The 25,035-nt window shown below is 72.5% G+C and carries 25 protein-coding genes; 8 read left to right on the plus strand and 17 right to left on the minus strand.

The window, feature by feature from the left end; genetic code table 11:
* Positions 1-4: 4 nt before the first annotated feature.
* The 6 genes from FB382_RS12595 to FB382_RS12620 all read right to left on the minus strand — a co-directional run bounded on the left by FB382_RS12595 (position 5) and on the right by FB382_RS12620 (position 5,684).
* The gene (locus FB382_RS12595; RefSeq protein ID WP_343055590.1) at positions 5-664 is read right to left on the minus strand and encodes a 4a-hydroxytetrahydrobiopterin dehydratase; all 660 of its coding nucleotides are present in this window, start codon (positions 662-664) and stop codon (positions 5-7) included.
* Positions 661-1,077, minus strand: a complete 417-nt coding sequence (locus FB382_RS12600; protein WP_182539610.1) for a VOC family protein — start codon at positions 1,075-1,077, stop codon at positions 661-663. The genes FB382_RS12595 and FB382_RS12600 overlap by 4 nt, the downstream gene beginning before the upstream one ends.
* 53 nt (positions 1,078-1,130) lie before the next feature.
* Complete coding sequence (locus tag FB382_RS12605; RefSeq protein ID WP_182539613.1) at positions 1,131-2,144, minus strand: S66 family peptidase; 1,014 nt, start codon at positions 2,142-2,144, stop codon at positions 1,131-1,133.
* Between the two features lie 5 nt (positions 2,145-2,149).
* A complete protein-coding gene (locus tag FB382_RS12610) occupies positions 2,150-3,376 on the minus strand; it encodes an aminotransferase class V-fold PLP-dependent enzyme (RefSeq protein WP_182539615.1) in 1,227 nt (408 codons plus the stop codon).
* Positions 3,377-3,407: 31 nt separating this feature from the next.
* Positions 3,408-5,093 (minus strand): dihydroxy-acid dehydratase, encoded by a 1,686-nt coding sequence (ilvD, locus tag FB382_RS12615; RefSeq protein WP_182539617.1) that lies wholly within the window; start codon positions 5,091-5,093, stop codon positions 3,408-3,410.
* 129 nt (positions 5,094-5,222) lie between these two features.
* Positions 5,223-5,684: an SRPBCC family protein gene (locus FB382_RS12620; RefSeq protein WP_182539619.1), complete on the minus strand. Its 462-nt coding sequence runs from the start codon at positions 5,682-5,684 to the stop codon at positions 5,223-5,225.
* Positions 5,685-5,840: 156 nt separating this feature from the next.
* Here FB382_RS12620 and FB382_RS12625 point away from each other — a divergent pair, with 156 nt between their 5' ends.
* Complete coding sequence (locus FB382_RS12625; RefSeq protein WP_220481337.1) at positions 5,841-7,511, plus strand: APC family permease; 1,671 nt, start codon at positions 5,841-5,843, stop codon at positions 7,509-7,511.
* A 25-nt stretch (positions 7,512-7,536) separates the two neighbouring features.
* Here the strand turns inward: FB382_RS12625 and FB382_RS12630 are convergent, their stop codons facing one another.
* A complete protein-coding gene (locus tag FB382_RS12630; RefSeq protein ID WP_182539623.1) occupies positions 7,537-8,622 on the minus strand; it encodes a beta propeller repeat protein in 1,086 nt (361 codons plus the stop codon).
* Between the two features lie 50 nt (positions 8,623-8,672).
* On the opposite strand from FB382_RS12630, the gene FB382_RS12635 reads away from it, so the two are divergent.
* The 5 genes from FB382_RS12635 (at position 8,673) to FB382_RS12655 (ending at position 12,411) form a co-directional block, all read left to right on the plus strand.
* Positions 8,673-9,527: an EamA family transporter gene (locus tag FB382_RS12635; RefSeq protein ID WP_182539625.1), complete on the plus strand. Its 855-nt coding sequence runs from the start codon at positions 8,673-8,675 to the stop codon at positions 9,525-9,527.
* Between the two features lie 140 nt (positions 9,528-9,667).
* Entirely contained in the window at positions 9,668-9,874 is a 207-nt protein-coding gene (locus FB382_RS12640) for a hypothetical protein (RefSeq protein ID WP_182539627.1), read from the plus strand.
* A 95-nt stretch (positions 9,875-9,969) separates the two neighbouring features.
* Positions 9,970-10,884: an alpha/beta fold hydrolase gene (locus tag FB382_RS12645; protein ID WP_182539629.1), complete on the plus strand. Its 915-nt coding sequence runs from the start codon at positions 9,970-9,972 to the stop codon at positions 10,882-10,884.
* A 1-nt stretch (position 10,885) separates the two neighbouring features.
* Positions 10,886-12,025 (plus strand): PQQ-dependent sugar dehydrogenase, encoded by a 1,140-nt coding sequence (locus FB382_RS12650; protein ID WP_182539631.1) that lies wholly within the window; start codon positions 10,886-10,888, stop codon positions 12,023-12,025.
* Positions 12,022-12,411 carry a hypothetical protein gene (locus FB382_RS12655; protein WP_182539633.1) on the plus strand — a complete coding sequence of 130 codons (390 nt, stop codon included), beginning with the start codon at positions 12,022-12,024 and terminating at the stop codon, positions 12,409-12,411. The genes FB382_RS12650 and FB382_RS12655 overlap by 4 nt, the downstream gene beginning before the upstream one ends.
* Here the strand turns inward: FB382_RS12655 and FB382_RS12660 are convergent.
* The 10 genes from FB382_RS12660 to FB382_RS12705 all read right to left on the minus strand — a co-directional run bounded on the left by FB382_RS12660 (position 12,356) and on the right by FB382_RS12705 (position 23,298).
* Positions 12,356-13,195 carry an ECF transporter S component gene (locus FB382_RS12660; RefSeq protein WP_182539635.1) on the minus strand — a complete coding sequence of 280 codons (840 nt, stop codon included), beginning with the start codon at positions 13,193-13,195 and terminating at the stop codon, positions 12,356-12,358. The two genes, FB382_RS12655 and FB382_RS12660, sit on opposite strands and share 56 nt — an antisense overlap.
* Positions 13,192-14,778 carry an ABC transporter ATP-binding protein gene (locus tag FB382_RS12665; protein ID WP_182539637.1) on the minus strand — a complete coding sequence of 529 codons (1,587 nt, stop codon included), beginning with the start codon at positions 14,776-14,778 and terminating at the stop codon, positions 13,192-13,194. Before FB382_RS12665 ends, FB382_RS12660 begins: the two co-directional genes overlap by 4 nt.
* The gene (locus FB382_RS12670) at positions 14,775-15,896 is read right to left on the minus strand and encodes an energy-coupling factor transporter transmembrane component T (RefSeq protein ID WP_182541502.1); all 1,122 of its coding nucleotides are present in this window, start codon (positions 15,894-15,896) and stop codon (positions 14,775-14,777) included. Before FB382_RS12670 ends, FB382_RS12665 begins: the two co-directional genes overlap by 4 nt.
* 13 nt (positions 15,897-15,909) lie before the next feature.
* Positions 15,910-16,806: a hypothetical protein gene (locus tag FB382_RS12675; RefSeq protein WP_182539639.1), complete on the minus strand. Its 897-nt coding sequence runs from the start codon at positions 16,804-16,806 to the stop codon at positions 15,910-15,912.
* Positions 16,797-17,873 carry a prenyltransferase/squalene oxidase repeat-containing protein gene (locus tag FB382_RS12680; RefSeq protein ID WP_182539641.1) on the minus strand — a complete coding sequence of 359 codons (1,077 nt, stop codon included), beginning with the start codon at positions 17,871-17,873 and terminating at the stop codon, positions 16,797-16,799. Before FB382_RS12680 ends, FB382_RS12675 begins: the two co-directional genes overlap by 10 nt.
* A gap of 252 nt (positions 17,874-18,125) precedes the next feature.
* Positions 18,126-19,433 (minus strand): phospholipase D-like domain-containing protein, encoded by a 1,308-nt coding sequence (locus tag FB382_RS12685; protein WP_182539644.1) that lies wholly within the window; start codon positions 19,431-19,433, stop codon positions 18,126-18,128.
* Between the two features lie 132 nt (positions 19,434-19,565).
* Complete coding sequence (gene gatB / locus FB382_RS12690; RefSeq protein WP_182539646.1) at positions 19,566-21,068, minus strand: Asp-tRNA(Asn)/Glu-tRNA(Gln) amidotransferase subunit GatB; 1,503 nt, start codon at positions 21,066-21,068, stop codon at positions 19,566-19,568.
* Positions 21,065-22,600: an Asp-tRNA(Asn)/Glu-tRNA(Gln) amidotransferase subunit GatA gene (gatA, locus tag FB382_RS12695; RefSeq protein WP_182539648.1), complete on the minus strand. Its 1,536-nt coding sequence runs from the start codon at positions 22,598-22,600 to the stop codon at positions 21,065-21,067. Before gatA ends, gatB begins: the two co-directional genes overlap by 4 nt.
* The gene (gatC, locus tag FB382_RS12700; RefSeq protein ID WP_125039245.1) at positions 22,597-22,896 is read right to left on the minus strand and encodes an Asp-tRNA(Asn)/Glu-tRNA(Gln) amidotransferase subunit GatC; all 300 of its coding nucleotides are present in this window, start codon (positions 22,894-22,896) and stop codon (positions 22,597-22,599) included. The genes gatA and gatC overlap by 4 nt, the downstream gene beginning before the upstream one ends.
* Positions 22,897-22,950: 54 nt before the next feature.
* Entirely contained in the window at positions 22,951-23,298 is a 348-nt protein-coding gene (locus FB382_RS12705; protein WP_182539650.1) for a hypothetical protein, read from the minus strand.
* A gap of 101 nt (positions 23,299-23,399) precedes the next feature.
* On the opposite strand from FB382_RS12705, the gene FB382_RS12710 reads away from it, so the two are divergent.
* Positions 23,400-23,930 carry a SigE family RNA polymerase sigma factor gene (locus FB382_RS12710; RefSeq protein WP_182539653.1) on the plus strand — a complete coding sequence of 177 codons (531 nt, stop codon included), beginning with the start codon at positions 23,400-23,402 and terminating at the stop codon, positions 23,928-23,930.
* The gene (locus FB382_RS12715; RefSeq protein WP_182539655.1) at positions 23,923-25,032 is read left to right on the plus strand and encodes a PQQ-binding-like beta-propeller repeat protein; all 1,110 of its coding nucleotides are present in this window, start codon (positions 23,923-23,925) and stop codon (positions 25,030-25,032) included. The genes FB382_RS12710 and FB382_RS12715 overlap by 8 nt, the downstream gene beginning before the upstream one ends.
* Positions 25,033-25,035 lie beyond the last annotated feature (3 nt).

A 25,035-nucleotide genomic window follows, 5' to 3' on the forward strand; every position in this document is an offset into this window, starting at 1 on the left:
CCCGTCAGTCGCGGCCGGCGCTGGTGCAGACGCACGCCTTGTTGCCCTCGGCGTCGGCGAGGATCGTGAAGGCCGGCTCCCGGGCCGCACTGACCAGCGTGCCCCCGGCCGCCAGCGCCGCCTCGATCCGGCCGGGCGCGACCTCGGGCGGCACGGTGATGTCGACGTGGAAGCGCTGCCGCGGCTCGTCGTGGGGGTCGGTCTCCTGGAACCACAGCGTCGGCAACGAGCCGCCCTTGTCGACCAGCTCGTCGGGGCTGGCCGTCTCCGACATCCCGAGCACGGCCAGCCAGAACGGCCGGACCCCCTCGAGGTCCGCGGTGTCGAGCGCGAGCTCGAGCACCTGCACGGCCGACGGGTCGGCCGCGACCCCGACCCCGGCGGCCAGCTCGCTGATCCGGCGGGCCAGCCGCAGGTCGCGGTCGGTGACGCCGCCGACGTCGTGGCTGCTGAGCCGGACGTTGAGGTGGGGGTAGCGCAGGTCGAGGTCGGGGTGGTGGTCCATCTCCTCGGCGGCCTCGGCGATCGCGGTCGCCAACCGCAGCCCGGTCACGAAGTCACCGGTGCGGAATCGGGCGTGCAGTGCCCGCAACATCCAGCGCCAGTCGTCGAGGCCCTCGGCGCCGACCGTGTCCGTGTGGGTCCGCAGGGTCTTGTCGCTCACGGGAGCACCTCCTGCCCGATCGGACCGGGGTTGGTGGCGATCTCCCAGCGGAAGCCGTCGGGGTCGCCGAAGTAGCCGGTATAGCCGCCCCAGTCGCGCTCGACGGCCTCGGTCACCGGGTCGGCGCCCGCCGCCCGGGCGGTCCCGAGGATGGCGTCGACCTCGGCCTCGGTGCGCACGTTGTGGGAGAGCGTCAGCGGCGCGACGCCCTCACCGCGCCGGATCGGGCCGACCTCGGCCTCGAAGCCGGCCTCGCTCCAGAGCGAGAGGACGAGGTGCTCCCCCGCCTTGAACATCAGCACCTCGCCGGGCACGTCGAGCGCGGCCGTCCAGCCGAGGCCGTCGAGGTAGAAGGCGCGACTGCGGTCCAGGTCGGCCACCGCCAGGGTCACGAAGCTGATCCGTTGGTCCATGCCGTCCACCCTGCCACGGTCCGGGGACACCGCCGAGGGCCCGGGCGAGGGGCTCAGGCGAGGGTCTGGGTGACCTCGTGCCGGTCGCCGTCGACCACGACCCGACCCAGGGCGTGGTTGACCAGCGGCAGGAACGGCTGGGTGTGGCCGATCTCCATGTCCAGCACGATCGGGATGTCGAGCATGCCGAGCGCGTCGATCACGGCGTCGTGCTGGCTCATGTCGTCGTGGCCGGGCGCGGGGGTGCGGCCGACGAGGATGGCGTTGGCGTGCTCGAACCACCCGGCCAGGCGCAGTGCGTGGAGGGCGCGGCACACGTCGTAGGACCCGTGCTCCGCGGCCTCGAGGTAGACCAGCAGCCCCTCGTCGGCGTGGGCGCGGCCGTGGGCGGGCACGTCGGCGTACGGCGTGCCGGCGAGCGGCATGACGCACTCCAGGCAGCCGCCGACCAGCCGCCCGGACACGTCGAGGTCTCCCCCGCCGACGACCGTCCACGAGCCAGGCGCGTCGAGCTGCATCTCGGAGATCTCGGGGGTGACGCGGTAGTCACCCCACCCGTCGCTGCGGTAGCGGCCGGGGCTGCGCTGCGTGAACGGCGCCGTGGCCGAGGCGACATCGACCCAGTGCAGGAGGCCGTCGGGAGCGGCGTACGCGGTGTCCATGAGGTTCCAGCCGTGGATGCTGGCCCAGCCCAGCCGCAGCGAGAGCGGCAGCATCCACGACGTGGTGTCGGACCAGCCGACGGTCCAGGTGGGCTCCGCGGCGGCGAGGGCGTCCCAGTCGAGCTGGTCGAGCAGGTCGATCGCGAGCTCGCCGCCCCACGGCGGGACGACCGCCCTGATCGCAGGGTCGAGCAGCATCGCGCCCAGCTCGGCGGCGCGCTGCTCCTTCGGAGCCGACGTGACGCGCTCCCCGTCCATGCAGTCGCCGACGACGACCTCGAAACCACGCTCGCGCAACGAGGCCACGCAGACGTCGAGCCGGGGACGCAGGCTGTCGGAGACGCCGCTCGAGGGCGAGGTGACGCCGATCCGGTCACCGGGGCGCAGGGGGCGCGGGAACTCCATGGCGCTCAGGCTGTCAGGGCGTCCAGCGTGGCGCGAACGATTTCCACCCCGCGCTCGACCTCGCCGAAGGACGTGGACAGCGGCGAGAGGCCGAGCCGGAGGCCGCCGGGATCGCGGTAGTCCGGGATGACGTCCTGCGCCCACAGTCGCGCGGTCACCTCGCGCATCGCGGGGTGGTTGACGGTCACGTGGCCGCCGCGGCGGTCGGCCTCCCGCGGGCTCGCGAGCACGGCGCCGGCCGGCGCGAGGACCTCGTCGGTGAGGTCGATGGCGTACTGCGTGAGGGCGACCGACTTGTCCCGCACCGCGTCGATGCTGGCCTCCTCGAGCAGCTCGAGCATGTCGCGCACCGCGAGCATGCCGAGGATCGGTGGGGTCCCGGACAGGAACCTCCGGATGCCCGGCGCAGGGGTGTAGGAGGGGCCCATCAGGAACGGGTCGTCGTTGCCGATCCAGCCCCGGATCGGCTGGGTCAGCTCGTCGATCAGCCGGCTCGCGACGTACACGAAGGCCGGCGCGCCGGGGCCGCCGTTGAGGTACTTGTAGGAGCAGCCGACGGCGATGTCGACGTCCCACGCGTCGAGCGCGAGCGGGACCGAGCCGGCGGAGTGGCACAGGTCGGCGAGGATCAGCGCGCCGGCGTCGTGGGTGATCCGCACGAGCTCGGGCAGGTCGGCGAGCCAGGCCGAGCGGTAGGCGACGTGGCTGACGACGACCAGCGCGGTGGCCGGGCCGACGGCCTCAGCCAGCAGCTCTGCCGTGACGCCCTCGGTGGTGTCGACCTCGATCCAGCGCAGCGTCAGGCCGAGCTCCTCGGCGATGCCGGCGGCGACGTAGCGGTCGGTCGGGAAGTTGTCGCGGTCGATCACGATCTCGGTGCGGCCCGGTCGGGCCGCGACCGCGGCTCGCATCATCTTGTAGAGCAGCACCGTCGTGGAGTCGCCGACCACCGTCTGCCCGGCGGCGGCGCCGAGGCAGATCCGGCCGAGGTCGTCGCCGATCCGGTGCGGCAGGTCCATCCAGCCCTCGTCCCAGCCGCGGATCAGCCGGCCGCCCCACTCCTCGTCGACGAACCGCTGGAGCCGCGGGCCCGTCGCCCTGAGCGGCCGGCCGAGGCTGTTGCCGTCGAAGTAGACGAGCGGGTCGCCGGCACCGACGAACCGCTCGCGGAATCCCGCGAGCGGGTCCTGGCGGTCGAGCTGGGCGGCGAGGTCGGTGGGCGCGCTGGTCACACGGACATGTCTACCGCAGCGCGACCTCCGGTCAGCTCGTGACGGCGCCGTGGGCGGCGGACTGGACGACCTTGGCGTACTTGCCGAGGACGCCGCGGGTGTACTTCGGCGGCTTCGGGCTCCAGCCCTCCTTGCGGGCCTCGAGGTCGTCGATCTCCACGTCGAGGCGGCGGTTGAGGACGTCGAGGGTGATCTTGTCGCCGTCGCGGACGAAGGCGATCGGGCCGCCGTCGGAGGCCTCGGGCGCGACGTGGCCCACGCACAGGCCCGTCGTACCTCCCGAGAAGCGGCCGTCGGTCAGCAGCAGCACGTCCTTGCCGAGGCCGGCGCCCTTGATGGCGCCGGTGATGGCGAGCATCTCGCGCATGCCGGGGCCGCCCTTGGGGCCCTCGTAGCGGATCACGACGACGTCGCCGGCGGTGACCTGCCCGGCGGCGAGGGCGTCCATCGCGGCGCGCTCCCCGTCGAAGACGCGGGCGGTGCCCTCGAAGACCGACTCGTCGAAGCCGGCGGACTTCACGACCGCGCCCTCCGGGGCCAGCGTGCCCTTGAGGATGGTCAGGCCGCCGGTCTTGTGGATCGGCCGGTCGAGGTCGCGGATCACGTCGTCGTCGACGGCCGGCGGGGCCAGCGCCTCGAGGTTCTCGCGCATCGTCCTCCCGGTGACGGTCAGGCAGTCGCCGTGCATGAGACCGGCGTCGAGCAGCGCCTTCATGACCATGGGGATGCCGCCGACCTTGTCGACGTCGTTCATGACGTACTTGCCGAAGGGCTTGAGGTCGCCGAGGTGCGGCACCTTGTCGCCGATCCGGTTGAAGTCGTCGAGGGTCAGGTCGACCTCGGCCTCGCGGGCGATCGCCAGCAGGTGCAGGACTGCGTTGGTGGAGCCGCCGAGCGCCATCACGACCGTGATGGCGTTCTCGAAGGCCTCCTTGGTCAGGATCTGGCGGGCGGTGATGCCCTGGCGCAGCAGGTTGACGACCGCTTCGCCCGAGCGGTGGGCGAAGCCGTCGCGGCGGCGGTCGACCGCCGGCGGCGCAGCCGAACCGGGCAGCGACAGGCCGAGGGCCTCGCCGACGGCGGCCATCGTGTTGGCGGTGTACATGCCGCCGCAGGCCCCCTCCCCCGGACAGATGGCCCGCTCGATCCGGTCGACCTCGTCGCGCGTGATCTTGCCCGCCAGGCAGGCGCCGACGGCCTCGAAGGCGTCGATGATCGTCACGTCGTTGCCGTCGACCTGGCCGGGCATGATGGAGCCGGCGTACAGGAACACGGCCGCGAGGTCGAGGCGCGCGGCGGCCATCATCATGCCGGGCAGCGACTTGTCGCAGCCGGCGAGCAGCACCGACCCGTCGAGCCGCTCGGCCATCATCACGGTCTCGACCGAGTCGGCGATCACCTCGCGGGAGACCAGCGAGAAGTGCATCCCCTCGTGGCCCATCGAGATGCCGTCGGAGACCGAGATCGTGCCGAACTCCAGCGGGTAGCCACCCGCCGCGTGCACGCCGTTCTTCACGGCCTTGGCGAGCCGGTCGAGCGAGAGGTTGCAGGGGGTGATCTCGTTCCAGCTCGACGCCACGCCGATCTGGGGCTTCTCCCAGTCGTCGTCGCCCATGCCGACCGCGCGGAGCATGCCGCGGGCCGCGGCCCGCTCGAGACCGTCCGTCACGTCGCGGGAACGGGGCTTGATGTCGATCTGGCCGGTCTCGTCGCTCATGGAGCCGAGGTTAGTCGCGTGGGGCGCCCGTGGTGCTGACGGGACCGGCCCGCGAGAAGGCACGGCGTACGCCGGCAGTTGCGTCGACTCGACCTCTCAGGGCCGGCAGTTGCGCCGAGTCGACGGCGCTCAGCCCTCGGCGGCGACCTTGAGCCGGGCCAGGCCCTTCTCGAAGTCCTTGCCGACCAGCTTGTCCATGTTGAACAGCTTGCCGATGACCACACCGAAGCCCTTGTGCTCCCCGGTCATCGTCCACGTGACGTCGGTGCCGGTGCCCGCGGCGGACGGGACGAACGTGAAGGTGACGTCGTTGGTGGCCTTCCAGGGCTTGAGGAAGGCCAGCCGGATCCCGATCTTCTCGGGCACCGACGCCGTGATCTCCATGCTGCCCTGCCCGGCGCGGCGGTTGCCCGACCAGGCGTAGTGGGCGCCGGTGCCGCTGGCGGGGCCGGAGTAGGTCCGCTCCAGAGCGGGATCCACGTCCTCCCACGGCGACCACGCGGTCCACTCGTGGAAGTCGTTGACCAACGCGTGCACCCGCCCGGGGTCCGCCTCGATCGTCGCCGAACGGGAGATCTCGAACTCGCTCATGGCGCGCATCTTCGCGCACCACGGGGGATCCACGGGAGCGTTCGGGGCGAATCATGCGGACGCCCGTGGCGTTTGAGCGGACATCGTCCGGGTAGGGACACAGGGCGGGGACCTCGTGGTCTCCGGCGTCCGATCCCCCTGTGAGAGATGGTGCACATGTCCGTGGACACGGAGTCAGCCCCCGCCGAGCAGACACAGCTGAAGAGACACGTCGGCGTCGTCGGCCTGCTCTTCGCCAGCGTCGGCTCGATCATCGGCTCCGGCTGGTTGTTCGGCGCGTTGAACGCCTCGGTCGCCGCAGGACCGGCGGCGATCATCTCGTGGGCACTCGGCGGAGTGATGATCCTGATGATCGCCCTCGTCTACGCCGAGCTCGGGACGATGTTCCCGCTGTCGGGAGGCGTCGTGCGCTTCCCCCACCTCGCGTTCGGCTCGTTCGCGAGCTACTCCGCAGGCTGGATCACCTGGGTGGCGGTCGCCACGACCGCGCCGATCGAGGTCGAGGCGGCGCTGCAGTACGCCACGAAGTACGCCCCCTTCACCTCCGCGCACACCGTGAGCGGGGAGACGGTCTACACCCTCACGGGCCTCGGCTACGCCAGCGCCGTGGTGCTGATGGCGCTGTTCGTGGTCGTCAACTTCTACGGCGTGCGCTGGTTCGCCCGGATCAACAACGCGCTCGTGGGCTGGAAGGTCTTCATCATCCTGCTCGTCGTGGCCGCTTTCCTCCTGACCGCGGTGCACGGTGAGAACTTCAGCAGCCACGGCTTCATGCCGCAGGGCTGGCACGGCGTCTTCACCGCGATCGCGACGTCGGGCGTGGTCTTCTCCTACCTCGGCTTCCGCCAGGGCATCGAGTTCGCGGGCGAGACCGACAACCCGCGTCGCAACGTGCCGATCGCCGTCGTGGGCTCGGTCCTGATCACCGGCCTGATCTACGTCGCCCTGCAGGTCGCCTTCATCGGCGCCCTCGACCCCCGCGACCTCGAGAAGTCCGGCTCCTGGTCCAACCTCACGTTCAACGGCGACTTCGGCCCCCTCGCGGCCGTCGCGACCACCCTGGGCCTGGGCTGGCTGGCGATCCTGCTGTACGCCGACGCGATCGTCTCCCCCGGCGACACGGGCCTGATCTACACCACGACCACGTCCCGGATCTCCTACGCGATGGCCAAGAACGGCAACGCCCCGCAAGGCCTGGCCCGCACCACGGACCGCGGCGTGCCGATGATCTCGCTCATCGTGACGTTCCTGGTCGGCCTGATCGTCTTCCTGCCGTTCCCGAGCTGGCAGCAGCTGGTCGGCTTCATCACCTCGGCGACGGTGCTGTCCTTCGCCTCCGGTCCGCTGGTCCTCGGGGCGCTGCGCCGGCGCCTGCCCGAGGCCGAGCGTCCCTTCCGGGTGCCGGGTGGCCACGTCATCCCGGTGGTGGCCTTCTTCGCCTCCAACCTGATCGTCTACTGGTCCGGCTGGGACATCGTCTGGAAGCTCGCCATCGCGGTCGCGATCGGCTTCGTGCTGCTGCCGATCTACAAGGCGCTCGGCAAGGACGTGCCCGACCTGGACTTCGCCGCCGGCGCCAGCTGGGTGCTGCCGTGGCTGGGCGGGCTCGTCCTGCTGTCCTACCTGGGCAACTACCCGGAGCCGGCCGCGGGCAACCTGAACGTCCTCACGTTCGAGACGTCGGTGCCGCTGATCCTGGTCTTCTCCGTCGCCATCTACGCGCTGGCGATGAAGTTCTGCCTGCCGAAGGCCGAGATGGAGCGCCACATCGCGGCCGTCGAGGCCGAGGCCGAGGTCGAGGAGCAGGAGCTCGGCGCCGCGCCGTGACCGGATGCGTGCGGGGCCGTCGCGATCAGATCGCGGCGGCCCGTACGCACATCACGTCGGGGAGGTCGCTGACGATCTGGCGCCACGTGTCGCCCTCGTCAGCGGAGCCCCACACGGCGCCGTTGCGGGCGCCGAAGTAGAGCCCGGCCCGCTCGTGGCCGTCGGCGCACATGGCGTCGCGCATCACCGCCACGAAGAACCCGTCGGGCAGGCCCGCGGCGAGCTCCTCCCACGTCTCCCCCGCGTCGCGCGAGCGCCATACCCGAGCCTTGGCGTCCGGCGGGTAGCGCCGGTCACCGCCGCCGATCGGGAAGACGTAGACGGTGTCCGGCTCGTGGGGGTGCACGACGATCGGGAACCCGAAGTCGGCCGGAAGCCCGTCGGCGATCGACTGCCAGGACGCCCCGTGGTCGTCGGAGCGGTAGACGCCGCCGTGGTTCTGGAGGTACATCCGCTCGGGGCGGGCCGGGTGCCGGGTGACCTTGTGCACGCACTGCCCGAACTCGGGGTACTGCTGCCCCTCGGGCAGGAACTCCGCACGGATGCCCTGGTTGCGCGGCTCCCACGACGCCCCGCCGTCGTTGGTCTGGTAGACGCCACCGGTCGAGAGCGCGGCGGTCACGGACTGCGGGTCCGTGGGGTGCGGGAGCACGGTGTGGAAGGCCTGGCCGCCGAAGCCGGCGTTCCACTGCGGCCGGTGCGGGTGGTCCCAGAGCGCCTGCTCGAGCGCGAACGTCTCGCCGCCGTCCGTGGAGCGGAACACGGCGCCGGGCTCGGTGCCGGCGTAGACGACCCCCGGCTCGGCCCCGGGCACCAGCTGCCAGACCCGCTCCAGGGTCGCGCCGGTCGACTCCGGGAAGCGGATGGCCCCGTTGGGGGTCTCCGCCCACGTCGCGCCCAGGTCGTCGGAGTGCCGCACCTGGGGACCCAGCCAGCTCGACGACGCACCGGCCAGCAGCCGTGGCTGGTCGCCGCGGGTGTCGACCATGCAGGAGTAGACCTCCTCCATGTCGAAGTGCGGACCGGTGAACTCCCAGTCCACGCGGGCCTCGTCGGAGGTCCCGATCCACAGTCCCTTGCGGGTGCCCACGAGCAGCACTGTCCTGTCCACGGTCAACTTCCCTTCGTACGTCGATCCCGGGTCTTTCGTAGTGTGACCCGGTGACCACCCGATTCTCACCGGTCTGGCTGGTGCTCGTCGGGATCTTTTCGGTCCAGTTCGGCGCGGGCATCGCCAAGAGCCTCTTCGACGAGGTCGAGCCGACCCTGATCGTGTGGCTGCGGCTGGTCACCAGCGCGGTGGTCCTCGCGCTCGCCGCGCGACCGGTCCTGCGCGGCCGGAGCCGGCGCGACTGGCTGGTCGTGCTGGGTCTCGGCGCCTCGCTCGGCACCATGAACTGGGCGATCTACCAGTCGTTCGCCCGGATCCCGCTGGGCATCGCGGTCACCATCGAGTTCGTCGGGCCGCTGACGCTGGCCGTGCTCGGGTCGCGCCGCGCGCGCGACCTGGTCTGGGTCGGCCTCGCCGGACTGGGCGTGGCGCTGCTCGGGGTCGAACGGGCCCACCTCACCTGGCCCGGCGTGCTCTGCGCGCTGCTGGCCGGCGCCGCGTGGGCGGCGTACATCCTGCTGAGCGCGGAGACCGGACGACGCTGGCCAGGCCTGGACGGGCTGGCGGTGGCCAGCGTCGTGGCGACCCTGCTGCTCACCCCGTTCGCCCTGCACGTCGGCGGCGACAAGCTGGGCGACGGGCGGGTGCTGCTGCTCGGCGCCGCCGTCGGGCTGCTCAGCTCGGTGATCCCCTACAGCTGCGAGATGGTGGCGCTGCGCTCCATCCGTCCGGCCGTCTTCGGCGTGCTGATGAGCCTGGAGCCGGCCGCCGCGGCTCTCGCCGGGATCGTGGTGCTCGGGGAGTTCCTCTCGCCCGTGCAGTGGGTCGCGATGGCCTGCGTGGTCGTGGCCAGCGTCGGCGCGACGCGGAGCGGGGCCACCCTCGCCGACCCCGTCCCGGACTGAGGTCGACGGAGGCGCCGGCAAGTTCACCCAACCGTCACACGACGTTGACGCCGGTGACCTCGCAGCCTCCTAGGTTCGTTGCAAGAGCAGGAGTGCTGCACCACCCATCGCAGTTGCCGACGTCGTCCCGGGAGCCAGTCATGAACCTCTGGAAGTCGCTCCACCGCCATCTCACGCAGTGGCCGGTCGAGTCGCAGCAGGTCGCCCGTCGCAACGCCATGATCGCCTCCACCGCGCTCGCCCAACGACGTGCGGAACGCGACGAGGTCGAGGACTTCCTCGCCGGACTGACCGGGTCAGCCGGCGGGTCCCCGGCCGCGGAGGTCGCAGCCCAGGCTGCTCTGTGAGCTGGGTTCACCGGGTCGGCCCACCTCCCTGGGCACCCGGTGAACTCAGCCACACCTCCCGCACCCGTCACTGAGGCTGGGGCACAATCGGGCCCATGCCCGCCTCCGCCGCCCGCGCCGCCACGGACGACCAGATCACCTTCCACGACGTCCTCTCCGACGACGGGACGCGGCTGCGGGCGTGGACCAACGACCCCGCGAGCCGCATCGACGGCCCGACCGTGGTGCTCTGCAACGGGCTCGGCACCAGCCCCTGGACCTGGCCGGCGCTGCTCGACCCCGACTGCGGGGTCCGCGTCGTGTCGTGGAACCACCGCGGCACGGGCGGGTCGGATCGCCCGAGCGACCCGCAGCGCGTCGGCATCGAGGAGTTCGTCGAGGACGGCCTGTCGGTCATGGACCACTTCGGGGTCGACCGGGCGGTCCTCATGGGGTGGTCCATGGGCGTCAACACGATGTTCGAGCTCGCGGTCCGCCACCCGGAGCGCGTCACGGGCCTCTTCGCCGTCGCGGGCGTCCCCGGCGACACGTTCGCCACCATGCTCGGCCCGCTGCACCTGCCGCACCTCGCGGCCCGTGCGCTCACCGTGAGCCTCTCGCGTGCCATGAAGCTCGGCGGCCGGCTGCTCACGCCGATCGCCTCACGGCTGCCGGTCGGCCCGCGCGCCGTCGACCTGATCACCCACAGCGGCTTCATGCTCCCCGTGCCGGACCCCGAGCTCGCCGCGGTCGCGATCGCGGAGTTCCTCACCACGCCCGTCGACTGGTACTTCCACCTCGCCCTCAAGACCTCCGAGCACGCCCGCGTCTCGCTCAGCGGCATCACCGTGCCGGCCATGTTCGTCGCCGCGACGTACGACGTGCTGGCCGGCGCCCGCGACATGCGCACCGCCGCCGACCGGATCGAGGGGGCGACCTACGTCGAGCTCCGCGGCAGCCACTTCATCCAGATGGAGCAGCCCGAGCGCGTGCACGAGCTGCTGCTCGACTTCCTGGAGCGGGTGGGCTGACGTGCGCCGGGGGGCGGTCGCCCTGGTCGCGATCGCTGCCCTGGCCGGCTGCACCTCCGGGGGCGACTCCTCCAACCAGACGGACGACACCGTCACGGCCTCACCGGCACCCGCGTCGGGCGCCACCTCCGAGGGCCCCTCGAAACCCGCCGGCACCCCGCGGGTGGTCGGGACGATCGCCACCGGGCTGGCCGTGCCGTGGGGGCTGGCGTTCCTGCCCGACGGCGACGCGATCGTCACCGAGCGGGACACCCGACGGGTGCTGCTGATCCACGGCCCCCGCCACGTGGTCCGGGTGATCACCACCATCGGCGAGCCCGTCGGGGAGGGCGCCGCGGGCGAGTCCGGCCTGCTCGGCGTGGCCGTCTCCCCCGACTTCGCCAGCGACCACCTCCTCTACTTCTACGTCACCACGCCCTCGGACAACCGCATCGAGCGGGCGACGTACGACGGCGGGCGGCTCGGCGACCTCGAGGTGGTGCTCGACGGCATCCCCAACGGCTACATCCATGACGGCGGCCGGCTCGCCTTCGGGCCCGACGGCTACCTCTACGCCTCCACCGGCGAAACGGGCGACGATTCCCTGGCCCAGGACAAGGACTCCCTCGGCGGGAAAATCCTGCGGATCACCCCCGACGGCGACCCGGCACCGGGCAACCCCTTCGGCACGCCGGTCTTCTCCTACGGCCACCGCAACGTGCAGGGCCTGGCCTTCGACGACGCCGGGCACCTGTGGGCCTCGGAGTTCGGGCACGACCTGTTCGACGAGCTCAACCTCATCGTGGCCGGCCACGACTACGGCTGGCCGGTCGTCGAGGGACGGGGCGATGCCGCAGGCATGACCAACCCGCAGGTCGTGTGGGACCCGTCGGTCGCCTCGCCGTCGGGACTGGCCTACCTCGACGGCGAGCTCTGGCTCGGCTCCCTGCGCGGCATGCGCCTGTGGCGCATCGACGTCCACGGCACCCGCGCCTCCCACCCGACCGACTTCTTCGTGGGCGAGTACGGCCGGATGCGCACGGTCGCCGTGGCTCCCGACGGACGGCTGTGGGTGACCACCAGCAACCGCGACGGCCGCGGCGCCCCCGTCGAGGGCGACGACCGGATCCTGCTGGTCGACCCGACTGGAGGACAGCAGTGACGAGCGGGGACGAGCAGCTGCCGACGTGGTCGGTCACGATGGTCAGCCCCGAGCTCGAGCTGCGCGTCGGTGCGCCGCGCGAGGAGACACTCGGGGTGCTGGCCCGACACCTCGACATCGCGGGGTTCAAGACGAAGGACGCCACCCCGACCGGCTTCCGCGCGGTGCACTTCGCCCGGGGCTGGATCCTGGTCGGCGAGACGTCCTACCGGACCGAGCTGCTGGTCCGCGCCGAGGGTGACGCCGTGACCGTGGCCGTCGGCCGCAACGCGCGCAACGGCAAGCCCCGTCGGCTCGCCGCCCGAGGGTTGAACGCCGCGCTCGACGAGCTCAGGAGCTGTGGGGTCGGGGTGCACTGGACGCCGTGGGCTGAACAGTCCCGGTGACCGTCGCCCGGCGGGAGGCCCGGCGCAGCGTCGACAGCACGGCCGGGCCCAGCACCGCGATCGCCACCGCGTTGGTGATCGCCCGACCGGTGTCCCAGCTGCCGGTCGACGTGAGCAGCGTGTAGACCGCGAAGCGGTGCAGGTTGTCCGCGACCGGTGCGCCGGCCACGAACGACAGCGAGCTCCCGTGGCCGGGCACCTCCACGCCGAGCAGGAACGGCCAGCCCGAGAGGTTCATCAGCAGGCCGAACACGTAGGCCGCGACGATTCCGTAGACCACCAGCATGGCGATCTCGGCCCGCCCGGTGACCCGCCGCGGGAGCAGTCCCGCGCCCATCCCCACCCAGGCGGACACCAGCATCTGGAAGGGCAACCAGGGGCCGACGCCGGCGGTCATCAGGGCCGACGCGAAGAGCGACGTACAGCCCAGGACGAAGCCGAAGCCGGGGCCGAAGACGCGCCCGGCGAGGATCAGCAGGAAGAGGACGAGCTCGACACCGGCCGTGCCGGGCGAGATGCCGCGCAGGACGGCGTTGATCGCCGAGAGCACCCCCAGGATCGCCAGCACCCGCGGGTCCATGCCGCCCTCGCTGATCTCGGCGAGCACGACGGCGATCACGACCGGCAGCAGTCCGAGGAAGAGGAACGGCGGGTCGACCCGCGGCTCGTCGCCGACCCGCACGAGCAGCGGCCAGCAGAGCATCATCAGCCCGGCCAGCGAGGCGACGCCGAGCACGAGGGCGGTGCGCGGCGCGATCGGGACCGCGGAGACGCGGGCGCTCATGCCGAGTCCAGCCGTGCGGCCACCTCGTCGACCCGCAGCCACGGCGCGCCGAGCACCTTGGTGACCTGGGGGGCGAAGGCGGGTGACTCGGCCACCACGCGGCGTACGGGCCCGGAGGAGACGACCTCGCCCTCGGCCAGCACCACCACGTCGTGGGCGGCCTGGGCCACGAACTCGACGTCGTGGGTGGCGACGAGGACGGCGTGCCCCTCCTCGGCCAGGGTGCGGAGGATGCCCGCGAGCTCGTGCTTGGCGGCGTAGTCCAGGCCGCGCGTCGGCTCGTCGAGGAGCAGCACGTCCGGCCGCGAGACGAGGACCAGGGAGAGCGCGAGGGCCAGCCGCTGGCCCTCCGAGAGGTCGCGCGGGTGGGTGTCGTCGGCGATGCCCGGCACGAGGCGCTCGAGGATCGCCCGGCAGGCGCCCGAGCCGCCGTCGGCGGCGGCGCACTCCTCGGCGACGGTCTCGAGGTAGAGCAGGTCCGCGGCGTTCTGCGGCACCAGGCCCACGAGGTTGCGGCGACCGGCAGCGTCGAGCGCCGCCGGGTCGTGGCTGCCGACGTGTACGTCGCCCGCCGCACGCCGGCCGCTGCCCTGCAGGGCCCACATCATCGAGGACTTGCCCGAGCCGTTGCGCCCCATCAGGGCCGTGACCCGACGCGCTCCGAGGGCCAGGTCGACCTCGCGCAGCGCGACGGTCGGGCCGTGCACGACCGAGAGGCGTCGGGCCCGGAGGGCGACGTCGTCGGATGGTGTCTCGTGGGACGCCACCGGGGCCGCGCCGAGGCGGTCGGCCAGACCGCGGGCCAGCCGGCGGGCGTCGCGCACGCTCAGCGGGAGGGGGTCCCAGCCGGCGGCGCGGCCGAGCTCGACGATCGGCGGGACCACCGGCGAGTCGGCCAGCAGGGTCGCCGGCTCGCCCACCCGCACGGCACCCCCGCCGGTCATCAGGCACATCCGGTCGGCGAACGGGACGACCCGCTCGAGCCGGTGCTCGGCCATCAGCACGCTGACGCCGAGGTCGTGCACGAGCCGGGTGAGGGTCGCGAGGACGTCCTCGGCGGCGGTCGGGTCGAGGGCGGAGGTGGGCTCGTCGAGCACCAGCAGCCGGGGGTGCATCGTGAGGACCGACCCGATCGCCACGCGCTGCTGCTGACCACCCGAAAGGGTGCGCAGGTCCCGGTTGCGGAGCTCGGCGATGCCGAGCAGGTCGAGGGTCTCCTCGACCCGGCGGCGCATCGTGTCGGCGGGCAGGCCGAGCTGCTCCATCCCGTAGGCGAGCTCCTCCTCGACCGTGTCGGTCACGAAGCCCGCCGCGGGATCCTGGCCGACGTAGCCCACGAGGTGGGCCCGGTCGCGCGGCGGGGTGCGCACGACGCTGGCGCCGTCGAGCAGCACGTCGCCGGAGAGGTGGCCGCCGCTGAACCGCGGCACCAGCCCGGTCACGACCCCCAGGAGCGTGGACTTGCCGACGCCGGTCGGCCCGGAGACGACGACGAGCTCGCCCTCCTCGATGGTCAGCGAGACCCGGTCGAGGACGGGAGGCCCCTCGGCGTAGCCGAACGTGATGTCGCGCAGCTCGATCATGCGGCGGCCTCCGCGTGGCCGCGGAGCTCGGCCACGGGGCGGTACGGCGCGGCGACCGGCGGCGAGGCCAGCCCGCCGAGCAGGCCGATCGCGGCACCGAGCAGGGAGGCGCCGCCGACGCGCGGGACCGTGGCGAGGTCGGGGTAGGCCAGGGCGACCTGGTGGCCGCCGACCCACCACGCGAGGGCCGCCACCGCGACGCCGGACGCGACGACGACGAGCTCGGGCAGCCGCCAGTGGTCGGGCCGGTAGCGGGTGCGCTCCACCCGTCGCCCCGCGCTGAGCAGCCCGGCGGTCGCCGTCGCGGCCCCGAGCGCGAGCATCGGCAGCGCGAGCCAGCGGGGGGCGGTCTGGTCGAGGACGGCGTAGGTGCCCACGCAGATCCCGACCAGCCCGGTCAGCATCAGGGCGCCGGTGGTGCGGCGGGCGGTCCGGCCGAGGTTGCCGGCCCGGCCGTAGCCGCGCGCGTCCATCCCCGCCGCGAGGGCCAGCGACCGCTCCAGCGCGTCCTCGAGGACCGGCACCAGGAAGCGGCGCAGCCGCCCGATCCGGCCGGTCTCCCCCGCCCGCAGGCTCTGTGCGGCCCGGACCCGGCGCACGCTGTCGGCGAACTGCGGCAGCACCGTCACGGCCACCACCAGGGCGGTCCCGATCTCGTAGAGCGCCGGCGGCACCGAGCGCAGCAGCCGCTTGGGGTTCGCGAGCGCGTTGGCCGCGCCGATGCAGATCACGATCGTGGCGAGCCGCAGGCCGTCGTACAGGCCCGCGAGCAGCGCCTCGCGCGTGATCGGCCCCAGCAGGGTGATGCCGGCGACCCAGTGCGGCAGGGGCACGGCCGGGAGCGGGACCAGCACGGTGCCGACGTCACCGGCCCCGAAGACCACCCGGAACGCCAGCCGGACCGCGACGATCACGACCCCGAGCCAGACGTAGATCCGGAACGACGCAGCCCACGGCTGGTCGGAACGTCGCGCCATCACGACCACGCTCGCCACCGCCACGAGCAGGAGCAGCACGAGCGGGTTGGTCGTCAGCGACGCCGCCGCGGCAAGCCCGATCGCCCACACCCACCAGGCCACGGGGTGCAGGTCGCGCGGGAGCCGCGTCGGGGGCCGCATCGTGGGCACGGGCTCAGCCGGCCCTGCGGCGGCGCACGAGCGCGGTGGCACCGGCCGCCGCGAAGAGCACCGCGATGGCCGCCGGCGCCACCCAGGCGGGGAGGCCGCCGTCGTCCGGGGTCGGCGCCTCAGCAGCCGGTACGTCGCCCGCCGCCGGGGAGGCCGATCCGGACGGGTCGGCCGTGGCCGAGCTGCTCGCGCCGGCCGAGGGCGAGGCGTGGTGGCGCTTCTTCTGCCCGTGCTTGCCCCCGTGCTTGCCATCGGGCTTGGAGCCGGCCGAGGAGGCGGACACAGAGGGAGCGGTCGCGCCCGACGCCGGGGCAGTCGTCCCTCCGCCGGTGCCCGGCTGCTGGCTCGGCGCGTGCGTCGGCTGCTGGGTCGGCTGCTGCGTCGGCTGGTGGCTCGGTGAGGGCGACGGGGTCGGCGACGCGGTCTTGTGGGCCGTGGGGGCCGCGCCCGGCGGCGACTTGGTGCTGCTGCCGTTCCACGAGAGGGCGACGTACCCGCCCTCGGGGACGGTCAGCGAGTCGACGCCCTGGCTGGCGTAGGTCCACGTCCCGGACGTGCCGTCGGACCACCACAGGCCCCAGTAGGCGTCGGCAGGCGGGGTGTTGACGCAGGACTCCTGGTCCGAGGACGGCGCGTTGTTCACCCGACACACGAAGCCGGGCTGGCGCTGCACCCGGGTCAGGGCGAAGCCGGAGTCCTCGAACTGGGTCGCCGCGTCGTCCCCGGCACCACCGGCGTCGCAGACCTGCTGCACACCGCCGCCGAGCTCGTGGAAGTCCACGACGACCGTGACCCCGCTCGCGGTCGAGCAGGCGGCCGCCTGGGTCGGCGCCGCAGGGATCACACCCGTCGCCGCGGTCACGAGGACCGCGGCGACGAGCGACGCGAGCGTCAGCCGCACGTCAGGTAGCCCAGGCCCGGCGCCGCCTGCGAGGTGGCGCGCCGCCACTGGTCCTGGGTCTCGGTCGTGATGCCGTCCTGCGCGGCGGCGTCGTACGCCGTCCGGTCGTAGGCGATCGCACCGCGCTGGCCGTGGAGCGGCTTGCCGCTCGCGACGTCACCGACTTGGAGCTTCTTCACCCAGGCCGCCGCCTTCGAGGCCGCACCGCACGCGCCGGAGCCGCCGAGGGCCCAGGCCGCGAGGCCGGTGCTGTTGGCGTTGGACGCCTCGGTGGCAGGGCCGCCGCCGAAGCTGCCGTTGTCCTTCTGGTGGTGCTTGAGCCACGCAACGGCGTCCTTGATCGCGGCCTTCACCGCGGCGGACTTGTGCGGGACCGGCCGCAGGTTGATCACCGCGAGAGCGGTGACGTCGGTGTCGGGTGCACTGGTCGTGGCCCGCTTCCCGGCGTCGCACGACTGGTCGGCCTTCGCCTTGCCCGCGAAGTTGAGGCGGAACCAGCCGCCCGCGCACTGCTGCTTCAACAGGAAGCGGATCGCCTCGTCGGCCTTCCCCGAGCCGGCCACGGCCAGCCCGCGGGCCGCGAACGCCTGACCGATCGTGTTGGCGTAGTCGGTCGCGGACCTGTCCTGGATCCGGCCGACCGTCGGGGCGTCGGTGCTGACGCGCTTGCCGAGCCGCTGGACGAGGTCCACGCCGCCGAACGAGCGCGGATCGCCGCCGGTGGCCTCGGCCAGGACGACCGCCTTGGCCACGGAGCCGGCGTAGACGTCGTCGGAGCCGAAGTCGACGCCGGTCGTCCAGCTGTCGACGTGGGTGGCCAGCGACTTGCGGATGTCGGCGACGTGGGAGGCCTGGCCCCCGGTCGCGAGCAGCGCGAAGGCGACGTCGGCGGTGAGGCCGTAGTCGTCGAAGGAGTACTGGTCGTTGTGGACCAGGCCGTCGGTCAGCTGGTGGGTGAGCCAGGTGCCGGCCCGGTCGTCGGGGGCCGCCTGGGCGGCTCCGGGGACGAGCGTGAGGAGCAGGGCGGAGACGGCGACGAGCGCCGAGCTCCTGGAGAGGCGTGACATGAGGGTTCCTTCCCGCTGCACAACGGGAGGCCCGGGGCCACCCGCTGGTTTCCACGACAGCGTGTGATCAGGACGCGTCGCGGCAGGTGGTCCGGCTCGCTCCCCGAGGCGAACCTCGGCGAGCACACGGTTGCGGGTCAGCGCCGGATTCGGACCGGCTTCCCCCACTGCGGGCGTGATGAGTTGTGTGAGCGCAGCATACCGGCGGACCGACCCCCGTGAGGGGGCCGGTCCGTCCGTGGACGCCGTGGGTCAGTCCGCCTCGACGAGGGCGTACGGATCAACCGAGGTGGTGCTCCAGCGGCCCGGCAGGTTGGTGCCGGTGCCGGCGGGGTCCTTGCCGTTGGGGTACTTCTTCGGCGGGTTGTGGAACAGGTGGTTGATCCACCCGTTGTAGCGGTTCAGCGTGACCGGGCGGCTCAGCCGGAGCACGGCCTCGTCGCTGGCCAGCACCGCCGGGGACCAGTTGGCCGACCCGTTGAGCGTGATGGTCGCCGCGTGGTCCTTGCGGTAGTGCCCCTGGATCGTCATGACCTTCATGTGGAGGTACTTGTCGTAGACGCCGTCGGCGTTGAAGTCCTGCACGATCTGGCGCATCGGGACGGGGTGATCTCCCCCGCGGCGCAGGATGCGCAGCACCTCGTTGCCCATGACGGCGTACACGATCCGGATGCGGCAGCCGTTGTTCTGCATGTGCCGGATCCGCCAGGCGATCCGCTTGCCGCGGTCGCCGAACCACGAGGTCTGGGCGATCCGCAGGCTCGTGTGGCCGTCCCCGGTGTTGCGGGCGCCGGAGCAGGTGACCCGGTCCAGCTCCCGCATGACGGGGTCCTTGGTGGTGTGCGCCCCGGTGTAGGGGAAGGCCATCGTGGTCAGGGACCGGTAGCGGTGCACGCGGTAGCCCTGCGCGACCGGCTGGTCCCTGAACATCTGCGAGAAGACCTTGCGGAACTCCTTGAAGACCTTCGGGCGGCCCACCACGGTGTAGAGGTCGTTCCACTGGCCGCTGACCGCGAGGTCGGTGGCGTTGAAGGAGCCGTTCATGACGACGTCGTGGGCGCGACCGACGTGGTCGAAGAGGAAGAACTTCGAGTGCGCGATACCGCGCGTGCCGCGGCACGAGCTGCGGCACTTCTCGAGGTGGCTGCGCATCGCCGGGCGGCGGGTTCGGTTGCCGTTGTTCTTCAGCGCCCGCTGCAGCCGGTTGACGCCCTCGTTGGGGTTGTCGGGGTTGGCGTTGCCGCGGTCCATGATCACGCGGACCGACACGTGCCGCTTGTGGGCGGCGATCAGCGCGTTGACGATCGCGTCGCTGCGGATGTTCCAGCTGGCGATCCGGATGTGCGACATCCGCGGCGTGCTGTCGATGGCACGGATGACGTGCCGGATGATCACGCGGCGCTCGGTCCGGTCACCGAGGGGGTTGTTGGTCTTCACCCCCGCGGGCGGGGTGTAGTGCCCCACGGCGGAGGCCGGCGCGGCGAACGCGCCGGCTCCGATCGCCAGCGTGGCGACCAGGGCGACGAACAGGGAAGGAAGTCGTGCTGAGCGGGTGGACATCGAAGCGGCCAGCTCCCAAAGGATTGGTTGCGGTCAGGGTCGGCTCTCCCGGAGCGACCGCAGACTTTACCAACCACGGGTGGCCGCCCCGATGTCACACACGCATCGCGGACTCCCACTGTGGGCAGGGTCTCAGCCCAGCTTCTCCAGGATCAGCTCGCGCACCCGGCCGGCGTCGGCCTGGCCGCGCATCTCCTTCATGACCGCACCGATCAGGGCGCCGGCGGCCGCCACCTTGCCGTCGCGGATCTTGTCCGCGACGTCGGGGTTGGCGGCGATGGCCTTGTCGACGGCCGCCGACAGCGCGCCCTCGTCGGAGACGATGGCGAGCCCGCGGGCGGCGACGATCTCCTCGGGGGTGCCCTCACCGGCGAGCAGGCCGTCGAAGACCTGGCGGGCCAGCTTGTCGTTGATCGTGCCTCCGTCGACGAGCGCCTGCACGGCCGCGACCTGCGCCGGGGAGACGCCCAGGGCGCCGATCTCGACGCCGGAGTCGTTGGCGCGGCGCGCCATCTCCGAGAGCCACCACTTGCGGGCGGCCTGCGGGGTGGCCCCGGCCGCGATGGTCTCCTCGACCAGGCCGAACGCGCCGGCACCCACGGTGTCGCGCATCTCGAGGTCGGAGAAGCCCCACTCGGCCTGCAGGCGGGCGCGCTTCTGGGTGGGGTTCTCCGGCAGCGTGCCGCGGAGCTCCTCGACCCACTCGCGCGACGGCGCCACGGGCACCAGGTCGGGCTCGGGGAAGTAGCGGTAGTCCTCGGCGTCGGACTTCTCGCGACCACTCGTCGTGATCCCGGTGTCCTCGTGCCAGTGGCGGGTCTCCTGCAGGATCGAGCCGCCGGCGTCGAGGATGCCCGCGTGGCGCTGCATCTCGTAGCGGACCGCGCGCTCGACCGAGCGCAGGGAGTTGACGTTCTTGGTCTCCGAGCGGGTGCCGAGCGTCCCGGTCCCCTTCGGCGACAGCGACAGGTTGACGTCGGCACGGATCGAGCCCTGGTCCATCCGGGCGTCGGAGACGCCGAGCGCGACGATGAGCTCGCGCAGCTGGGCGACGTACGCCTTGGCGATCTCGGGCGCCTTCTCACCCGCGCCCATGATCGGGCGGGTGACGATCTCGATCAGCGGGATGCCGGCGCGGTTGTAGTCGACCAGCGAGTAGTCCGCACCGTGGATGCGACCGGTCGCGCCGCCGACGTGCAGCGACTTGCCGGTGTCCTCCTCCATGTGGGCGCGCTCGATCTCGACCCGGAAGGTCTCCCCGTCGACCTCGACGTCCATGTGGCCGTCGAAGGCGATGGGCTCGTCGTACTGGGAGGTCTGGAAGTTCTTCGGCATGTCCGGGTAGAAGTAGTTCTTCCGCGCGAAGCGGCACCACTCGGCGATGTCGCAGTTGAGCGCGAGCCCGATCCGGATCGCCGACTCCACGGCCTTGCCGTTGACCACGGGCATGGCACCGGGCAGGCCCAGGCAGGTCGGGCAGACCTGCGTGTTGGGCTCGGCGCCGAACTCGGTCGGGCAGCCGCAGAACATCTTGGAATTGGTGTTCAGCTCGACGTGGACCTCCAGGCCCATCGCCGGGTCGTACGCCGCGAGGACGTCCTCGAACGGAACGAGGGTCTCGATGCTGGTGCTCATCGGGCAGCTCCGTTCAGGGCGGGGGCCTTGTCGAGCAGCGGGCCGCCCCACTGGTCGAGCAGCGCGGCCTCGAGGGCGGCGCCGACGCGGTAGAGGCGCTCGTCGGCCAGGGCCGGCGCCAGGATCTGGAAGCCGGCCGGCAGGCCGTCCTCGTCGGCGAGGCCGCTGGGCACCGAGATGCCCGGCACGCCGGCGAGGTTGGCGGGGATGGTCGCGAGGTCGTTGAGGTACATCGCGATCGGGTCGTCGAGCTTCTCCCCCAGCTTGAACGCCGTGGTCGGCGCGGTCGGGGACACCAGCACGTCGGCCTTCTCGAACGCGGCGTCGAAGTCGCGGCTGATCAGGGTGCGCACCTTCTGGGCCTGGCCGTAGTAGGCGTCGTAGTAGCCGCTCGACAGGGCGTAGGTGCCGAGGATGATGCGGCGCTTGACCTCGTCGCCGAAGCCGGCGTCGCGGGTGGCCCGCATGACGTCCTCGGCCGACGGGCTCTCGATGCCCTCGGGCAGGACCCGCAGGCCGTAGCGCATCGCGTCGAACTTCGCGAGATTGCTGGACGCCTCGGCCGGCAGGATCAGGTAGTAGGTCGCCAGCGCGTGCACGAACGTCGGGCAGGAGACCTCCACGACCTCGGCGCCGGCCTTGACCAGCAGGTCCACCGACTCCTGGAATCGGGCCAGCACGCCGGGCTGGTAGCCCTCTCCGCCGAGCTCGGTGACGACGCCGATCCGGACGCCGGTCATGTCGCCGGCGGCACCCTGGCGGGCGGCCTCGACGTAGGCGCCGACCGGGCGGTCGATGCTGGTGGAGTCGAGCTCGTCGTGGCCGCCGATGACCTCGTGCAGCAGCGCCGAGTCGAGCACCGTGCGGGTGACGGGGCCGGCCTGGTCGAGCGAGTTGGCCAGGGCCACGAGGCCGTAGCGGGAGACCGAGCCGTAGGTCGGCTTCACGCCGACCGTGCCGGTGACGGCGCCGGGCTGGCGGATCGAGCCGCCGGTGTCGGTGCCGATGGCGAGCGGCGCCTCGAAGGCGGCCACGGCCGCGGCCGAGCCACCGCCCGAGCCGCCGGGGATCCGGTCGAGGTCCCACGGGTTGTGGGTCGCGCCGTAGGCGGAGTGCTCGGTGGAGGAGCCCATCGCGAACTCGTCCATGTTGGTCTTGCCCAGGATGGGCAGGCCGGCCTCGCGCAGCTTGCGCACGACGGTGGCGTCGTACGGCGGCACCCAGCCCTCGAGGATCTTCGAGCCGCACGTCGTGGGCAGGCCGGCGGTCGCCAGCACGTCCTTGACCGCGATCGGGACGCCGTCGAGCGACGACAGGGGCGCGCCCGCGGCGCGGCGGGCGTCGGAGGCCGCCGCCTCGGCGAGGGCGCCGTCGGCGTCGACGTGGAGGAAGGCGTGCACGTCGGCCTCGACCGCGGCGATCCGGTCGAGGTGGGCGCGGGTCAGCTCGACCGAGGTGACCTCGCCGGCCGCGAGGGCGTCGGCGAGCTCGGCCGCGGTCCGGCGGGTCCAGTCGGTGGTGGGGGCGGTCACTGCTCGTCTCCCAGGATGCGAGGGACCGAGAAGCGCTGCTGCTCGTGTGCGGGAGCACCGGACAGCGCCTGCTCGGCGGTGAGGCACGGGCGGACGACGTCGTCTCGGAAGACGTTGGTCATCGGCAGCGCGTGCGAGGTCGGGGGGACGTCGTCGCCGGCGACTCCGCTGATCGAGGCGACCGACTCGAGGATCACCGACAGCTGCGGTGCGAGGTGGTCGAGCTCGGCATCGTCGAGGTCGATCCGGGCGAGGTTCGCCAGGTGCGCGACCTCGTCACGGGAAATGTCAGGCATGGGGGCCATCCTAGGAGAGCCCCGGACTCGGCCTCCCCCCGGTCGGACCCGGGCTCAGCGGAGGAAGACGGCCACGGCAGCGGTGTCCAGCAGTGCCCCGGCCAGGATCGCCAGCCAGATCTGCCACGAGCGCGCCCGGCACTCGAGGGCCACCGTGGGCAGGGCCGTCGCCAGCAACCCGGTCACCACGCCGAGCACGGCGTTGCCCAGGCCGTGCGCGACCGCGAAGCCGCAGAACGCGACGACGAGGGAGAACAGCCCGACCGCGGCGTACGCCGTGTCCCGCAGGCCGGTCCCGGCGAACGTCGCCACCGCGACGCCGGCCTGGGCTGCCACACCGACGACGACGCCGGCCGGCCGGTCGGTGGAGGGGGCGCCGTCGGGGGCGTAGGACTCGAGCACGAAGGGGATCTTCCCCCGGTCTCGACGACACAAACGGAGCCGCGCCCAACCAAGGTGTGACCTCGCGCATCTGACAGGGTGAACGACACGAGGGAGAACCGATGCCACACCTTCCCGGGCGCCCACCGTCCGACGACGACTACACCGAGTTCGTCCATGCCAGCTGGTCCTCGCTGTACCGCACGGCGTACCTGCTCCTCGGCGACCACGCCGAGGCCGAGGACCTCGTCCAGACGGCGCTGGCCAAGACCTACGCCTCCTGGCGCCAGGTCCGTGACCTGAGCGCTGCGCCGGGCTATGCCCGCACCACGCTGGTCAACACGGCCACGTCGTGGTTCCGCAAGAAGTCCTGGCGGAACGAGCGCCCCTCGGAGGAGCTCCCGGAGCAGGTCGTGCACCACGACCCCTCCGACCGTCCCGCACTCGTGACCGCTCTCGGGGAGCTACCGCCGCGGCAGCGCGCGGTCGTCGTCCTCCGCTTCTACGAGGACCTGTCCGTGGCTCAGACCGCCCACGCCCTCGGCTGTTCCGAGGGCACCGTCAAGAGCCAGACCTCCGACGCGCTCGCCCGGCTGCGCACGCTGCTCGGCGACGCCGTCGTCCCGCACACCCTGGGAGCCCTGCATGACTGACCGACTCACCGCCCTCCTGCACGAGGAGGCCGAGCACCTCGCGGTGCCGCCCCCGCACGCTGCTCAGGTCATCGCGCGGGGCCGCCGCCTGCACCACCGTCACCAGGCTGTCACGGGCATCGCGGCCGTGGCCGTCGTCGCGACGCTGGGCGTCGTGGCCGGCCTGCTCGGAGGCATGCACCCCGACCGGGCCGCAGAGCCGGCGGGGACCACCGACGAGCACGGCGCGATGTTCACCCTCGGCACCACCGTCTTCTACGACGGGGGCACCGAGCACGTCGCAATCGACGACAAGGCCGTCAAGTCGAGCTACTACACCTCGGCGGGCCTGCTGGTCCGGCACGGCAACAACAACGCCAGCGACGGCGGCGGACCGCAGCGGTTCTCCCTCGTCACCCCGTCGGGCACCGTGCGGCACGTCTCCGTCGTCACCGAGGAGAGCGTCCCGGGCGTCGACCCGGCCCAGCCCTACCTGGCCTACACGGAGGTCACCGACGGCACCGTCGAGGTGGTCGTCCACGACGTCGCCATGGACAAGGAGGTGGCCCGCGTCGCGATGCCGGGCGACTTCACCTGGGGCGGCTGGTCCGGTCCTCCGGTCGCGCTGAGCGGCGACACGGTGTACGTCGGCTCCGACGGCGTCACCCGCACCGTCGACTGGCGGACCGGCAAGGTCGGCACGACCGATGTCGTCACCGGCGGCTACCCCGTCGTCCAGGGTGGTCGCACCGTCGGCCGGGACGGCGACAACGCCGTGGTCCTCGACGTGGCGACCGGGAAGACCCTGCTCGCGATCCCCGTCGGCCAGTACGGCTACGCCAAGCTCTCCCCCGACGGCCGCTTCGCCACGGTCGACGCCAAGGACGGCAAGTCCTTCACCGTCTACGGCGTCGACTCCGACACCACCGCGACGTTCGACGGCTACTCGTTCGGCTACGGGTGGACGCCAGGCGACGACCTGTTCACCGTCAGCAAGCACCACGTCGTCACCTGCTCGGCGACGTCGGGCGACTGCGTCACGGGCGACCAGGTCATCCCCTCCGAGGGCGGCGGGGTCGCGCCCGACGACCTGAGGCTGGCGAACCAGACCTACGAGTCCTGACCC

The sequence above is a fragment of the Nocardioides ginsengisegetis genome (assembly GCF_014138045.1).
Classification (GTDB): Bacteria; Actinomycetota; Actinomycetes; order Propionibacteriales; family Nocardioidaceae; genus Nocardioides; species Nocardioides ginsengisegetis.